The 15,332-nt window shown below is 61.9% G+C and carries 7 protein-coding genes and 3 rRNA genes; 8 read left to right on the top strand and 2 right to left on the bottom strand.

The window, feature by feature from the left end; translation table 11 throughout:
* The first annotated feature begins 131 nt into the window (after positions 1 to 131).
* The 4 genes from FOC40_RS09450 (at position 132) to FOC40_RS09435 (ending at position 5,197) form a co-directional block, all read left to right on the top strand.
* Positions 132 to 1,451 (top strand): PHP domain-containing protein, encoded by a 1,320-nt coding sequence (locus tag FOC40_RS09450; RefSeq protein ID WP_003793871.1) that lies wholly within the window; start codon positions 132 to 134, stop codon positions 1,449 to 1,451.
* A gap of 27 nt (positions 1,452 to 1,478) precedes the next feature.
* Positions 1,479 to 2,501 carry an SDR family NAD(P)-dependent oxidoreductase gene (locus tag FOC40_RS09445; RefSeq protein ID WP_003793873.1) on the top strand — a complete coding sequence of 341 codons (1,023 nt, stop codon included), beginning with the start codon at positions 1,479 to 1,481 and terminating at the stop codon, positions 2,499 to 2,501.
* A 99-nt stretch (positions 2,502 to 2,600) separates the two neighbouring features.
* Entirely contained in the window at positions 2,601 to 4,202 is a 1,602-nt protein-coding gene (locus tag FOC40_RS09440) for an alcohol dehydrogenase catalytic domain-containing protein (RefSeq protein ID WP_003793875.1), read from the top strand.
* Positions 4,203 to 4,384: 182 nt separating this feature from the next.
* Positions 4,385 to 5,197, top strand: a complete 813-nt coding sequence (locus tag FOC40_RS09435) for a hypothetical protein (RefSeq protein WP_003793877.1) — start codon at positions 4,385 to 4,387, stop codon at positions 5,195 to 5,197.
* 95 nt (positions 5,198 to 5,292) lie between these two features.
* On the opposite strand, the gene FOC40_RS09430 is transcribed toward FOC40_RS09435, so the two are convergent.
* Entirely contained in the window at positions 5,293 to 6,759 is a 1,467-nt protein-coding gene (locus FOC40_RS09430) for an alanine/glycine:cation symporter family protein (RefSeq protein ID WP_039929147.1), read from the bottom strand.
* Between the two features lie 593 nt (positions 6,760 to 7,352).
* On the opposite strand from FOC40_RS09430, the gene FOC40_RS09425 reads away from it, so the two are divergent.
* From FOC40_RS09425 to FOC40_RS09410, 4 genes are all read left to right on the top strand, one after another.
* A 16S ribosomal RNA gene (locus tag FOC40_RS09425) occupies positions 7,353 to 8,891 on the top strand.
* Between the two features lie 326 nt (positions 8,892 to 9,217).
* A 23S ribosomal RNA gene (locus FOC40_RS09420) occupies positions 9,218 to 12,341 on the top strand.
* Between the two features lie 124 nt (positions 12,342 to 12,465).
* Positions 12,466 to 12,583, top strand: a 5S ribosomal RNA gene (gene rrf / locus FOC40_RS09415).
* Together the 16S, 23S and 5S rRNA genes form the textbook arrangement of a ribosomal RNA operon.
* Positions 12,584 to 12,805: 222 nt before the next feature.
* A complete protein-coding gene (locus tag FOC40_RS09410) occupies positions 12,806 to 13,330 on the top strand; it encodes an NADPH-dependent FMN reductase (RefSeq protein WP_003793884.1) in 525 nt (174 codons plus the stop codon).
* 175 nt (positions 13,331 to 13,505) lie between these two features.
* Here the strand turns inward: FOC40_RS09410 and FOC40_RS09405 are convergent, their stop codons facing one another.
* Positions 13,506 to 15,251, bottom strand: a complete 1,746-nt coding sequence (locus FOC40_RS09405; protein ID WP_003793887.1) for a dolichyl-phosphate-mannose--protein mannosyltransferase — start codon at positions 15,249 to 15,251, stop codon at positions 13,506 to 13,508.
* Positions 15,252 to 15,332: the final 81 nt, after the last annotated feature.

Below are 15,332 nucleotides of genomic sequence, written 5' to 3'. Positions count from 1 at the left end.
CGGCCCGCCCCCGTCCCTGGCTCGCATTCCCTGACGCGAGCCCGCGAGGCCGGGGCTACACTCCTCCTCACCGTGCCCCGGCCTCGCCAACATACTTGTTTCAATACCGTTTTTCTCCACCCAACGAAGAGATGGCAGAACCCATGGACATCACCAACGACCCGGCAGCAACCCCGGCCCAGCGCATCGAGGCGCTGCGCGCCGGCGTGGCCGACGAGCACTTTCCCAGCTGGGTGCCCGAATCGAATAACCACATTCACACGTGCTTCTCGTTCAGCCCCTACACGCCCACGCACGCCGCCCTGCTGGCGCGCCGCAACGGCCTGCGCGTCGTCGGATCGGTCGACCACGACTCGATCGGCGCCGCCGCTGAGATGAGCGAGGCGACCCGCATCCTGGGCATGGGTTCCGTCACCGGCTTTGAGATCCGCGCCCGCTTCGGCGAAGGCACGCCGCTCGCGCAGCGCAAGCTCAACAACCCCGATTCCGAGGGCGTCGCCTACATGACGGTCCAGGGCGTGCCCGCCCCGGCCCGCGAGAAGGTCGCGCAGTGGCTTGCCCCCAAGCGCGCCGCCCGCCTTGAGCGCACTCTCGCCATGGCCGAGAGCGCCAACAAGATCCTCACCGACCTGGGCCTGGAGCCCTTCGACCCGCAGGCGGACATGGTCGGCATCTCCCAGTACGCCAATGGCGGTGGGATCACCGAGCGTCACCTGCTGGCCGCGATGGCCTCGGCCCTCATCCGTGGTTTCGGCCGTGGTCCCGCCCTGGTCCAGGGCCTGGACTCGATGGGTGTCGAGGTCCCCGAGTCCCTCGCCCGCGTGCTCTCCGACGCGGACAACCCGCACCTCATGTACGACCTTCTGGGCGTCCTCAAGGCCAACTACCTGGATCGCATCTACATCCAGCCCACCGATGAGCTGCCCAGCGCGGCCGAGGTCGTCGCCTTCGCCGACTCGGTCGGCGCGATCGCCACCTACGCCTACCTGGGCGACGTGTCTGCCTCGCCGACGGGCGACAAGAAGGCCGAGAAGTTCGAGGATGACTTCCTCGACGAGCTCTTCGAGTACATGGAGTCTATCGGCCTGCGCGCCGTCACCTACATGCCCCCGCGCAACACCCCCGAGCAGCTGGAGCGCATCCACGCGCTGGCGGCCGCCCACGGCATGCTCGAGATCTCGGGCGTGGACATCAACCAGCCGCGCCAGCGCTTCACCTGCGAGGAGCTGCGCCGCCCCGAGTTCGCGGACCTCAACGAGGCTACCTGGGCCCTCGTCGCGCACGAGGCTCTGTCCTCCGTGGACCCCTCCCTGCACCTGCTGGGCCGCACGGGTCGCCTGACCCCCGAGGCGCTTGCCGAGCGCATCAGCGAGTACGCGCCCCTGGGTCGCGCGATTGCCGACGGCGAGGACGCCGCCGCTGTTGCCGCCCGAGCCACATCGATTAACTGACGATCATCGTCGAGAAAGAGAGACATCATGAGTAACGCCCCCGAGGTACGCGGCCTCTTCCTGAAGGCCCTCGGACGCCCGGTCATCGTGGCCCCCAGCTCGGCGGAGCCGACCGTCACCTTCGACGGCCCGCTCACCGAGGTGTGCCCCTGTTCCCTGAAGGAGACGGAGCTCCCCGTCGTCGTGCGCGCCGGCGAGGAGACTTTCGAGGTTCGCGCCACCGCCACGGGTGAGCGCGCCATCAACGGCCGCGTCGCCCTCGTGACGGGTGGAGCCCAGGGATTCGGCGCGGAGATCGCGCGCGGCCTGGTGGACGCCGGGTGCTTCGTGTACGTCGCTGACCTGAACGGTGAGGGCGCCGCAGCAAAGGCAGCCGAGCTCGGCGGCGAAGGCGTCGCCCACCCGATCACGGTCAACGTTGCCGACGAGGAGTCCGTCGCCGCGATGGCCTCCGAGATCGAGCGCGTCACCGGCGGCCTCGACCTGGTCGTCTCCAACGCGGGCATCGTGCGCGCCGGCTCCGTCCTCGAGCAGGACGCCTCCGCGTTCCGCCTGTCCACCGACATCAACTACGTGGCCTTCTTCCTGGTCACCAAGCACCTGGGCCAGCTCCTGGCCCGCCAGCACTCGACCGCCCCCGAGTGGCTGACCGACATCATCCAGATCAACTCCAAGTCCGGCCTGGTCGGCTCGAACAAGAACGCCGCCTACGCGGGTTCGAAGTTCGGCGGCATCGGCCTGGTCCAGTCCTTCGCCCTCGAGATGGTTGCTCACGGCGTGAAGGTCAACGCGATCTGCCCCGGCAACTTCTACGACGGCCCGCTCTGGTCCGACCCGGATCGCGGCCTCTTCGTCCAGTACCTGAACTCCGGCAAGGTCCCCGGAGCCAAGACGGTTGCCGACGTCAAGGAGTTCTACGAGGCGAAGGTCCCCATGCGCCGCGGCGCCCAGGGCATCGACGTTCTGCGCGCGATCTTCTACATCGTTGAGCAGGAATACGAGACCGGCCAGGCCGTGCCCGTCACGGGCGGCCAGGTGATGCTCTCCTGACAGTGTCACGAGGCCGGGGATCCCAGCGGGTTTCTCGCCAGCTCCCCGGCCTCGTCCTTTCTTCCCACGTCCAGTAGTTTTCCAGTGAAAGAGTCAGTCATGACCCAGATTCCCTCCACCCAGTACGCGATTCAGATCGTCGGCAAGGAAGAGTTCGTCGTTAACCCGGCGAAGCCCGTTGACCCCGTTGGCCCGACGCAGATCATGCTCGAGGTCGAAGCCTGCGGCATTTGCTTCTCTGATACGAAGCTGCTCCACCAGTTTGATGGCCACCCGCGCAAGTCGGACGTGGTGGCGGGCATCGACCTGGATGCTCTCAAGGACATTCCGTCCTACCACCCGAACCAGGAGGCCGTGACGCCCGGCCACGAGCCCGTCGTGCGCGTCGTGCAGGTCGGCGAGGAGGTTACGCACTTCAAGGTTGGCGATCGCCTGCTGGTCCAGGCCGACTGGAAGCACCTGCGCACCGCCAAGTCGAACGGCGCTTTCGGCTACAACTTCGACGGCGCCCTCGAGGAGTACGTCGTCGTCGACGAGCGCTGCGTTGTGTCCCCGGACGGCGAAGAGTTCCTCATCCACGTATCGGAGGGCCCGTCGGCCGCAGCCGTCGGCCTCATCGAGCCGTGGGCGACCGTCGAGGGCTCCTACGCCTGGGCTGAGCGTAACCACGTCGCCGACGGTGGCCGCCTGCTGGTCGTCGGCGAGGGCGACATCGACGCTCTGACCGCCGAGCACAAGCCCGCCGAGGTCGTGCGCGTTGCCGCCGACGCCATCGAGGGCGTCGAAGGCGAGTTCGACGACATCGTGTTCTTCGGTGCTGACGCCGACGCAATCGAGAAGGCCGCGCTCCTGATCGGCACCCGCGGCACCATGTGTGTCGTCCTGGGTGGCGAGAAGATCTCGCGCAAGGTGTCCCTGGACATCGGCCGCGTCCACTACGACTTCACCCGCTTCTGCGGCACGACCGGTTCGGACCCGCGCGAGGGCTACGCCTGGATCCCCGCCAACGGCGATCTGCGCGAGAATGACCGTTGCGTCTTCGTCGGCGCCGCCGGCCCGATGGGTGTCATGCACACGATGCGCGCCGTCACCTCGGGTGTTCCCGGCCTCAGCGTCGTGGGCACTGACCTGTCGGACGAGCGTCTGGAGAACCTGACGAAGGTTGTTGGCCCGACCGCGGAGAAGAACGGCGTGCCGCTCGACATCGTCAACACCTCCTCGACGCCCCTGGAGTACGGCTACACCTACGCGACGTGCCTCGTGCCCGTCCCGGCGCTGGTCTCCCAGGCCGTCGACCTGCTGGCTGAGGGCGGCATCCTGAACGCGTTCGCGGGCATCCCGGCCGGCACGTTCGGCGACTTCGACCTGCAGGGCATCATCGAGCGTCAGATCTTCATGCTGGGCACCTCCGGCTCGGACGTCTCCGACATGCGCACGGTCCTGCGCAAGATCGAGGCTGGCATCATTGACACCACGATCTCCCTGTGGGCGATCACCGGCATGGCGGGCTTCGGCGACGCCATCAACGCGGTGATGGACCGTACCTCGGGCGGCAAGATCATGGTCTTCCCGATGATGCACGACCTGAGCCTGACCCCCGTGTCCGAGCTGGCCGAGAAGCTGCCGACGGTTGCCGCGAAGCTTGACGCCGCCGGCCTGTGGACCAAGGAGGCCGAGGAGGCGCTGCTCGCCACCCGCTGAGCGCTCCGCCTCGCCCTTCGCCCCGGCCTCGTCTGTTTTGACGAGGCCGGGGCTTCCTGCGCCTGCGAAGCGTGCGGGGCTGCTCTGATTCCCGGCCGAAGGAGTATGCTAGGAAGACGCGAGTCGCGGGAGGGGACATGCGTTGTTGGCGATCGCTGGTGGATCACGGTTCTCGTGCGCCGGTGACAAGAGACGAAGGCTACGTGGCGTTGCAGGTGTGGATGGTCGGCCAGCTGGACCCGCGCACGCCGCACGCGGCGGACCTCTTTGCGCAGGACAGCGAGTGCCTCTACGATGCCTTCCTGTCCGTGCTCATTGGCACGGGGCTGGGATTCATCGACTACGACGACATCCGCTTCCACCACGGCCTCTACGCCTTCGACTTTTTCGTGGGCGACGTCCACGCGCCACCCCGGCGTGGGGGAGCGGACGGGCCGGGGGAGTCCCGCGCGGCAGGGCAGCTCTCCCCGGCGGTCGCCACCCCGGCGATGTGCCACGCGATTGTCGACACGTGGCTCGGTGACGTGGGCAGGCACATCCACTTCGTGGCATCTGTGATTGCCTCCGTGGCCACGCTCGAGCTCGTCGCCGATGTGAGAGTTGACGAGTGCGTCTTCGAGGTTGATCTGCCACCCGACTACGCGCGCTCCACCGCGAACTGGCCGTGGGAGGACGGGAGCCTGCCGATCGGCTCGCTGGACGCCTGCCTGCTCGCCGAAGGGCCGCTCATTCACCTCGAGGCGCGCCCGCGCTACAAGGGACAGGCCCTGTCCCCCTCGGGCTTTACCGAGGCCTTGGCATCGGCCGTGCAGATGGGGCTCGCCGTGGAGTCGTCCTCTGCGTTCGCCTTTGGGGCCGCCGCCACTCTGCGCGCCCCGCACGGGGGCCCTGAGATGCTCGGGTGGGCTGCCGACGCGGTGGCTCGAGCCCTGTCCGCATGCGGGCACACCGGGGGAGTGCAGATCCGAACGCGCTTCGCTCACGCACCGTCGTAGCAACCGACCGCCGCGCCGTCGCACATAACGAAGCCCCGGCCTCGTCCTTCTAAAGAGGGACGAGGCCGGGGCAAGTTTGCTGGGGGAGAGGTCCCTTACGCGTTGGTCTTCTCGGCGGCGGGAGCGTCGTCCTTCCAGAAGTCCAGCTCGTCGGGGTTCAGGCCGATCGAGGAGGCCTTGAAGGAAGGCTCGAGGCCGGCCTTGCGCTGGGCGACATAGTCGGTGGCGCAGCGGATGGCCTGGTTGCCGAGGATGACGATGACGGGCAGGTTGATGAGCGCCATGAGGCCCATCAGGATGTCACCCAGGTTCCACGCGACCTCGAACTTGAGGAGAGCGCCCGCGAAGACGAGCAGCGCAGCGACAGCGCGGAACACGGTGAGCATCCAGTGCTTCATGTGCACGTTGCGCAGCAGGAAGCGGAAATTCACCTCGGCGTAGTAGAAGTTGCCCACCAGCGTCGTGAACGCGAAGAGGAACAGGGCGACCGAGACGAATACCTGTGCGACAGGCTGGCCGAGAACCGTTGCCATCGCATCCTTCACGAGGGGAGCGCCCGTCACGCCGCCGTCCTCACCGACGCCCGAGGAGAGAACCACAAACGCGGTGAGAGTACAGATCACCATGGTGTCGATGAAGACGGAGAGCATCTGGACGAGGCCCTGCTTGGCGGGGTGAGACACGGAGGCGGAGGCCGCGGCGTTCGGAGCGGAGCCGACACCGGCCTCGTTCGAGTAGAGGCCACGCTTGATGCCGTACATCATCGCCGAGCCGGCGAAACCACCGAAGATGGCCGGGAAGTCGAAAGCGCCGGCGAAGATCGCGGAGAACATCGCGGGGATGTTCTGGTAGTTGAGTGCGACGACAACCAGGCCGACGCCCAGGTAAATGATCGCCATCACCGGAACCAGGAAGCCCGTCACGTCGGTCAGGCGGCGCGTGCCACCGAAGATGGAGGCGGCCATGAGAACCGCGAGAATGGCACCGATGATCCAGGGAGTCCACTCGTTGGCCCAGCTGTACTGGGTGAAAGCGTCAGCAACGTTGAAGGAGGCGAGCAGGTTGAAACCGCCCATGTACGTGAGGATCAAGACGACGGCAAAAAGAGCGGCCAGCCAGTTCTGCTTCAGTGCCGTTTGAATGTAGTACGCGGGGCCACCGTAGGAGTGGTGGGGCCCCTGCTTCTTGTAGATCTGCGCGAGCGTCGACTCGATGAACGCGGATGCGCCACCGAGCGTCGCGATGACCCACATCCAGAACACGGAGCCGGCGCCGCCGAGCGTCACCGCTGTCGCCACACCGGCAATGTTGCCGACGCCCACGCGCGAGGCCGTGGAGACCATCAGAGCGCGGAACGAGGAAACCTCGCCTTCCTCGTGCGGAGGCTCGGTCACGACGCGGATCGCTTCCTTGAAGAGCCGCAGAGGCAGCGCGCGCGTTCGGACGAAGAAGTACAGGCCGACGCCAATGAGAAGGGCGACGAGCAGGTACGTGTACATGAAGCCCGAGATCGTATCCAGGGTGCCGGCGAGATCGAAGGCCGGACGCAGGGTGCCGTTCATGGTGTTTCCTAGCATTGTCGGATGCGGTAAAACCGCACTGATGGCGGCAAGTATAGCGCTAGGGTCAATGGATAGTAAAAACTTCGCTAAGAACTGTGATGGTTTCTGCCATAAGTCCAGCTTGTGAGTTCCTGGAGCCTGCACGATTGCGGATTGGGAGCCTCTGCAGAGAGCGCTGGAGCACACTTTCGTTCAAATCATGTGGTCTGGGACATGAAATTGCGCGATTCTGGGCTGGATTCACCCTCGTCCTCTGGCCATTTCGGCTACATTCTGCGAAAAAGTGGATGAAGGGGTGTTCGGTACGTACGATTTGACGATGTCGAGCAACCTGCGTATTGTTTTCCTTGTTGCGCCGAACGGCAGCGAACGAAGCGAGAAGCTCGAGTCGCGGAAACATGGCGCGAAACGCCTTTCGAAAGCATGCGATACAGTCGCGTGCGCTTGATCGTGTGGGTGTTGTTTGTGAACTCGATAGTGTGTTTGTTTGTTTGTTTTTATGCCTGTTTTTTGTTTTTGAGTGTTTTTGGTTGGGATTGCTGGCTGGCTTTGTTTGGTTGGTTGGTTTTTCTGGGCTTTAACGTTTTTGTTTTTGTTCGGAGAGTTTGATCCTGGCTCAGGACGAACGCTGGCGGCGTGCTTAACACATGCAAGTCGAACGCTGAAGCCTAGCTTGCTGGGTGGATGAGTGGCGAACGGGTGAGTAACACGTGAGTAACCTGCCCCCTTCTTTGGGATAACGCCCGGAAACGGGTGCTAATACTGGATATTCACTGGTCTTCGCATGGGGGTTGGTGGAAAGGTTTGTTCTGGTGGGGGATGGGCTCGCGGCCTATCAGCTTGTTGGTGGGGTGATGGCCTACCAAGGCTTTGACGGGTAGCCGGCCTGAGAGGGTGACCGGTCACATTGGGACTGAGATACGGCCCAGACTCCTACGGGAGGCAGCAGTGGGGAATATTGCACAATGGGCGAAAGCCTGATGCAGCGACGCCGCGTGAGGGATGGAGGCCTTCGGGTTGTAAACCTCTTTCGCTCATGGTCAAGCCGCAACATTGGTTGTGGTGAGGGTAGTGGGTAAAGAAGCGCCGGCTAACTACGTGCCAGCAGCCGCGGTAATACGTAGGGCGCGAGCGTTGTCCGGAATTATTGGGCGTAAAGGGCTTGTAGGCGGTTGGTCGCGTCTGCCGTGAAATCCTCTGGCTTAACTGGGGGCGTGCGGTGGGTACGGGCTGACTTGAGTGCGGTAGGGGAGACTGGAACTCCTGGTGTAGCGGTGGAATGCGCAGATATCAGGAAGAACACCGGTGGCGAAGGCGGGTCTCTGGGCCGTTACTGACGCTGAGGAGCGAAAGCGTGGGGAGCGAACAGGATTAGATACCCTGGTAGTCCACGCTGTAAACGTTGGGCACTAGGTGTGGGGGCCACCCGTGGTTTCTGCGCCGTAGCTAACGCTTTAAGTGCCCCGCCTGGGGAGTACGGCCGCAAGGCTAAAACTCAAAGGAATTGACGGGGGCCCGCACAAGCGGCGGAGCATGCGGATTAATTCGATGCAACGCGAAGAACCTTACCAAGGCTTGACATGCACGGCGGCACTGCAGAGATGTGGTGGCATTTAGTTGGTCGTGTGCAGGTGGTGCATGGTTGTCGTCAGCTCGTGTCGTGAGATGTTGGGTTAAGTCCCGCAACGAGCGCAACCCTTGCCCTATGTTGCCAGCACGTGATGGTGGGGACTCGTGGGGGACTGCCGGGGTTAACTCGGAGGAAGGTGGGGATGACGTCAAATCATCATGCCCCTTATGTCTTGGGCTTCACGCATGCTACAATGGTTGGTACAGAGGGTTGCGAAATCGTGAGGTGGAGCGAATCCCTTAAAGCCAGTCTCAGTTCGGATTGGGGTCTGCAACTCGACCCCATGAAGGTGGAGTCGCTAGTAATCGCAGATCAGCAACGCTGCGGTGAATACGTTCTCGGGCCTTGTACACACCGCCCGTCACGTCACGAAAGTTGGTAACACCCGAAGCCCATGGCCTAACCGCTTTGTGTGGGGGAGTGGTCGAAGGTGGGATTGGCGATTGGGACGAAGTCGTAACAAGGTAGCCGTACCGGAAGGTGCGGCTGGATCACCTCCTTTCTAGGGAGCCCATTTTGTGGGGAACAATGCAGCATGGTGGCCTTGTGGTTGGTGTGTTGTGTTGTTTTCTTGTGCCTGCATGTGTATGCCACCTGATGTGGGTGGTGGGTGTGGGTGCGTGATTGTGGGTTGGGCATAAAAGTTTTATGGCATTCGAGCACACTGTCGGGTTCACGTTCAACACCGTGTGAGCGTCCGCCACTTGTTGTGGTGGTTGCCTGCGCAGCCGGCCAGCCTGTTGGTGTTGGTGTGGGTGTGTGTGGTGGGTTGTTTGTGATTTGTATAGTGGTTGCGAGCATATTTGTTCTGTACTGTTTTTTGTGTTTTGTTTAGTTTTATTGGGCATTCGGTGGATGCCTTGGCATCAAGAGCTGATGAAGGACGTTGCGGCCTGCGATATGCCTCGGGGAGCTGGCGAGCGAGCGTTATTATCCGAGGGTGTCCGAATGGGGGAACCTAACCTGGGTTGTGCTGGGTTACCATCATCTGAACGTGTATAGGGTGGTGGGGGGAACGCGGGGAAGTGAAACATCTCAGTACCCGCAGGAAAAGATATTCCGTGAGTAGTGGCGAGCGAAAGCGGAGGAGGCTAAACCAGATGCGTGCCAGAGGCGGCGGCCGTTGCGTGTTTGGTGTTGTGGGGCCATATTGGATCTTTCTGCCGGGGGATCGCATCACTTGTTGTTGGGAGTTGAACAGTCTGGGAAGTCTGACCGTAGAGCGTGATAGTCGTGTAAACGGACCGGTGGCGTGTGGTGTGGGTGTGGTACCCGAGTAGCGCGGGACTCGTGAAATCTCGTGTGAATCTGCCAAGACCACTTGGTAAGCCTAAATACTACTTGATGACCGATAGTGCATAGTACCGTGAGGGAATGGTGAAAAGTACCCCGGGAGGGGAGTGAAATAGTACCTGAAACCGGGTGCCTGTAAGCCGTCAGAGCCTTGAGGGGTGATGGCGTGCCTTTTGAAGAATGAGCCTGCGAGTTAGTGATACGTGGCGTGCTTAACCCGTGTGGGGTATGCGTAGCGAAAGCGAGTCTGAAATATGGCGTGTGTCGCGTGTTCTAGACCCGAAGCGGGGTGATCTACCCATGGTCAGGTTGAAGCAGAGGTAAGACTGTGTGGAGGACCGAACCCACCAGGGTTGAAAACCTGGGGGATGAACTGTGGGTAGGGGTGAAAGGCCAATCAAACTCCGTGATAGCTGGTTCTCCCCGAAATGCATTTAGGTGCAGCGTCGCGTGGTCCCTGGTGGAGGTAGAGCTACTGGATGGCCGATGGGCCCTGTGGGTTACTGACGTCAGCCAAACTCCGAATGCCATTAGGTGTAGCGCGGCAGTGAGACTGCGGGGGATAAGCTTCGTAGTCGAGAGGGAAACAGCCCAGATCATCAGCTAAGGCCCCTAAGCGTATGCTAAGTGGGAAAGGATGTGGAGTCGCGGTGACAACCAGGAGGTTGGCTTAGAAGCAGCCATCCTTGAAAGAGTGCGTAATAGCTCACTGGTCAAGTGGTTCTGCGCCGACAATGTAGCGGGGCTCAAGCGTACCGCCGAAGCTGTGGCAACAACACGCATGGCTGGCACCAGGAACTGGTTGTCGGTGTGTTGTTGGGTAGGGGAGCGTCCTGCACGAGGTGAAGCCTGGAGGGAACTTCTGGTGGATTGTGTGGGAGTGAGAATGCAGGCATGAGTAACGAATCTGCGGTGAGAATCCGCAGCGCCGATTGACTAAGGGTTCCAGGGCTAGGTTTATCCGCCCTGGGTTAGTCGGGTCCTAAGGCGAGGCCGACAGGCGTAGTCGATGGACAACCAGTTGATATTCTGGTACCGCGTTATGACCGCCCATGCTGAAGTCGTTGTGCTAACCAATTTGCTCACGCCGCCACATGACCTTCGGGTCGCGTGGTGTGTGTGGGTCTTGGGGCCCCGGTGATTGTAGGCAAGCGTGTTAACAGGGGTGACGCAGACAGGTAGCTGCAGTGCGCCGATGGTTGTGCGTATTTAAGGTTGTGGCCCGCCTCCCAGGCAAATCCGGGGGCATGTGGGTGAGAACTGATGAGGGACACACGCGTGTGTGGACTTGTGGTGATCCTAAGCTGCCGAGAAAAGCCTCGACGTGAGGGCATGACGCGCCCGTACCCTAAACCGACTCAGGTGGTCAGGTAGAGTATACCGAGGCGTTCGAGTGAATCGTGGTTAAGGAACTCGGCAAAATTCCTCCGTAACTTCGGGATAAGGAGGACCCCGTGACTTCCCTCCGTCTTGCGTGGTGGTGGGGTTGTGGGGTCGCAGAGAATAGGGAGAAGCGACTGTTTATCAAAAACACAGGTGCGTGCGAAGCCGTAAGGCGATGTATACGCACTGACGCCTGCCCGGTGCTGGAAGGTTAAGAGGAACTGTCAACACCCCCCTTGGGGTGTGAAGCGGTGAATTTAAGCCCCAGTAAACGGCGGTGGTAACTATAACCATCCTAAGGTAGCGAAATTCCTTGTCGGGTAAGTTCCGACCTGCACGAATGGCGTAACGACTTCTCCGCTGTCTCAACCGCGAACTCGGTGAAATTGCAGTACGAGTAAAGATGCTCGTTTCGCGCAGAAGGACGGAAAGACCCCGGGACCTTTACTATAGCTTGGTATTGGTGTTCGCTTGGACTTGTGTAGGATAGGTGGGAGACTGTGAAGCTGCCGCGCCAGCGGTGGTGGAGTCGTCGTTGAAATACCATTCTGGTTCAAGCGGTCACCTCAACCTTGGCCCGTGATCCGGGTTGGGGACAGTGCCTGGTGGGTAGTTTAACTGGGGCGGTTGCCTCCTAAAATGTAACGGAGGCGCTCAAAGGTTCCCTCAGCCTGGTTGGTAATCAGGTGGCGAGTGCAAGTGTACAAGGGAGCTTGACTGTGAGACCGACGGGTCGAGCAGGTGCGAAAGCAGGAACTAGTGATCCGGCCATGGCACGTGGGTGCGTGGTCGCTCAACGGATAAAAGGTACCCCGGGGATAACAGGCTGATCTTGCCCAAGAGTCCATATCGACGGCATGGTTTGGCACCTCGATGTCGGCTCGTCGCATCCTGGGGCTGGAGTTGGTCCCAAGGGTTGGGCTGTTCGCCCATTAAAGCGGTACGCGAGCTGGGTTCAGAACGTCGTGAGACAGTTCGGTCCCTATCCTCTGTGCGCGCAGGAAATTTGAGAAGGGCCGTCCCTAGTACGAGAGGACCGGGATGGACGAACCTCTGGTGTGCCAGTTGTACCGCCAGGTGCATGGCTGGTTGGCTACGTTCGGAAGGGATAACCGCTGAAAGCATCTAAGCGGGAAGCCTGCTTCAAGATGAGATTTCCACGCCCCCCCCGTGGGGTGAGAGGCCCCCGCCAGACTAGCGGGTTGATAGGCCAGAGGTGGAAGCACAGCAATGTGCTCGCGAGCCGACTGGTACTAATGGGCCAACACTAAACAACAACCCAACACACCGTTGGGGTGAACAAGAAACACCAGCACAACAGCCGCAACCACTATACAAACCACGATCAACCCACACCCCCCGCCACAACACTACGGGGGAGCGTGTTGAACACCAACACTTGTGGTGGTCATAGCACCGGGGAAACGCCCAGCACCCATTCCGAACCTGGAAGCTAAGCCCGGCAGCGCCAATGGTACTGCAACCGACAGGTTGTGGGAGAGTAGGACACCGCCACAACACACCAACGGAAGCGGCCGGAGACATAAAGTCTCCGGCCGCTTCTTCGTCGCCCCCGTCCCGACACCCCCTCCGCCCGTCGCGTGTGCACACTAACCAGAGGAATCGTAGCGCTGCTGCACCATGTCACTTGTGTCTTAAACGACAGCGATCTTCCTTGTGTCAAGCTTCGTGGTGAGCTATAGTAGTTGATGTTTCAACAAGCCTTCGAAAGGAAATGTCATGACTTCCGTTGCCATCATTCTTGGTTCTGTTCGCCCCGTCCGCGCGGGCGAGCAGGTCGTTCGCTGGATCGAAGAGCAGGCGCGTCAGGTTGACGGCGTGCAGACCGTTTTCTTCGATCTGCGTGACTATCAGCTGCCGCTCTTTGCTGAGGAGATGCCCCCGTCGATGCAGGCCCCCGAGCTGCCCGAGGCTGTTCGCCTGCGCACGAACATCGAGGCGAATGACGCCGTCATTTTTGTGACCCCAGAGTACAACCACTCGGTCCCGGCAGCCCTGAAGAACGCGATCGACTACCTGCCCCCGGCCACGCTGAAGGAGAAGGCCGTTGGTCTCGTCGGTTACTCGTGGCACGGCGCTGTCAAGCCCCTCGAGCACCTGCGTGAGATTGTCTCGATCCTTGGGGCTGAGGTTCGTGAGCAGCAGGTTGGCATCAACCTTGGTTCTGACTTCCGTGACGGCGTTTTCCAGCCCTCCGACGAGCTGAACGCTCAGATCCGTGCGCTCCTCGCATCGCTCGCCTGAGAAGGCCTCCTGAGCGGCTTCTCACGGTGTTACGCGGCGTCGGTTTGTTGGCGTTGCGCTCTGGCATGAGTGGTTGAATGCGTGGCCGAAATAGGGTGGCGTTCAGGATGAAAGGGTGTGGCCCGGCAGGTATCTGCCGGGCCACACCCTTATCTGTCGGTGTCTCTACGGATAATTAGATCCAGCTCTGCAGCCACATGTGGGCGCGCCAGAAGTCGTAGTCGATGACGTCCCCGCGCCACAGGGGCATGAAGTAGATGGCGCAGCCGAGGATCGCGATCGTCACGAGCGCGGCAAACGCCCACCCGGTGATCTGAGTCCGGCGAGTGGCTGGCGCGGGTTCGGCTGAGCCGTCAATGGTCGCCCATCCCGCGAGGAGCCCGATCATCCACGCGACCGCCAAGGCGACGAAAGGCGCAAATGCGACGGTGTAGAAAACAAAGATCGTGCGATGCGCATAAGCGAGCCATGGAACATATAGTGCGATGTAGCCGAGGGCAATGATGCCCACACGCCAATTGCGGTAGTAGAACGTGGCGACAAGGACGAGTAGCAGGGCGCCGATGCCCACCCACCACAGGAGGGGATTGCCGAGGGCGACGACGTCACTCGCGCACTTGCCTGATCGACAGCCCATCATGGCCTCGCCGTTGTTCCAGTAAAAGGATGTCGCGCGCACCTGAGCGAGCCACGTGAACGGGCTGGACTGATACTTGTGGGGCGTGTTCAGTCCGTTGTGGAACGTCCACATCTCCTTGTGGTAGAGCCACAGGTCGGCCAGCTGTCCGGCGAATCCAGCGATGCCGGAACGGCCGTGTCCGTGTGCGGCGGAGTGTGTGAACCAGCCGAACCAGGATGCTACGTATGTGAGAATCGCGGTCGGAACCATGAGGACGAACGCCCACCACACGTCTGCGAGGAGTGCTCCGCGGATCGGCGTCGGATGTCCCGCTCGCCAGCGGCACGTTACCTCGCGCAGTGCGACGAACAGCCCGAGGAAGGCGAGCACGTAAATGCCGGACCACTTGACGGAGCAGGCGAGACCGGCGCAGATGCCGGCTGCGAAGAGCCACGGGCGGTTTCCCGCATTGGGGCCGATTGCGAAGGGGCGGCGATCACGCAGTGTCAGGTGTGCCCAGGCGGAGTGCCACCCCTGCCTCGGCTCGCCCAGTCCATCCCATGTCGCCAGCTTGGCCGAAAGCTTGGGCTGCGCCATGTGCTGATCCTTTACGACGCACAGGAATGCTGCCAGCACAAACATCGCGAGGAATCCGTCGAGGATGGACGTGCGGCTCATGACAATCGCCATGCCATCCGTCGCCAGGAACAGGCCTGCGAGGAGGGTGATGGCGGGGGAGTGGAACAGGTTTTGCGCGAGGCGGCACAGGAGGAATACGGTGATAACCCCGCAGATCGCCGCCGCGATGCGCCATCCCACTGGATCTGCCTGGCCGAAGAACTTCATGCCCATCGCGATCAGCCACTTGCCCGTCGGCGGATGAACGGGATAGCCGCCCACCGCGGACAATCCGGAGGTGTCCCCATTGGCGAACGCGGTGTCGACATCCTTCGCCCACGTTCCCTCATATCCGAGGGTGAGGAGTGACCAGGCGTCCTTCACGTAGTAGGTCTCGTCGAAGATGAGAGTGCGAACGTTCCCCAGTCCTGGCAGTCGAATGAGAGTGGCGATGAGCGTCGCAATCGCTGTCGCTACCCACCCCGCTGCGGGCGTCGACAGGCGCTGTGTCCATCCGTTGGTTGGGGGAGTGGACGAGGCCTCGGCGGGCTGCGCGGGGGCCTCGTCATCGGTTGCCGGCTCGTGCTCGGGGAGCTTGCTGGCGATCTCGTCGCCTGTCGCCTCCTGCTCGAGGAGGTTCTCGGTCTTGTCGATCGTGTCGTTGTGTGCGTTCGCGGTATCCATCGCATCCGAGTCTAGCGGCCGTGTCGCACTGAAAGGGATGCGCCGCACGTTTGCTCGCAACCGAAGGGAGAATGTGCAGGG

Source organism: Schaalia odontolytica, from assembly GCF_009730335.1.
Taxonomy (GTDB): Bacteria; Actinomycetota; Actinomycetes; order Actinomycetales; family Actinomycetaceae; genus Pauljensenia; species Pauljensenia dentiphila.
This window is presented reverse-complemented; position numbering and strand designations above follow the sequence as displayed.